The 501-nt window shown below is 45.9% G+C and carries 1 protein-coding gene; it reads right to left on the bottom strand.

What is annotated here, in order from left to right; genetic code table 11:
* Nucleotides 1-280: 280 nt before the first annotated feature.
* Nucleotides 281-501 (bottom strand): hypothetical protein (locus KP705_RS17040; RefSeq protein WP_215765126.1); only part of this gene is annotated, 221 nt, incomplete at its 5' end.

Here is a 501-nt window from a genome sequence, read left to right as displayed (position 1 = left end):
GCTTCTTCGATGTAATCCGCCAAGATATCCATCGATTTAACCTCGACTCACATTCTACCATAAAAATCAGATTATCAAGAACCATCCCACACAGATGGCCTACGGCCACACTACGTGGCTCCCGCTCTGCGCTCGCTCTGTGATGCAGGACACAGCAAATCTGAGCTAATTATCTGCTCATGAAGCGAAGCAGTTTGAGCTATCTTTTTAATACTGATTTAGCCTTTAGCATGGAGGTCGAAACCCCAATGCTAGACCCCGGACCTTCGGGGTCGTCGCTCTAGGCAATAGAGCGATCAGAACCCTTTTGAGGCTTCGCCTTAGGTTCCCACGTCGCCTGGAATGACTCAAGCCACTCCTTCGCAATCCTATCGCAATCACGCATTAAATCATCCAACGTGTAGACAGTCTTAATGAACGGAACAGGATTAATTCCATGCGAATCCAAAGAATCAAAAACTAAACCAAGATAAGTTTCAAGCTGTTCATTCTTCTTCTGTA

It is taken from the genome of Gluconobacter sp. P1D12_c, from assembly GCF_018812105.1.
GTDB classification, from domain to species: domain Bacteria; phylum Pseudomonadota; class Alphaproteobacteria; order Acetobacterales; family Acetobacteraceae; genus Gluconobacter; species Gluconobacter oxydans_A.
This window is presented reverse-complemented; position numbering and strand designations above follow the sequence as displayed.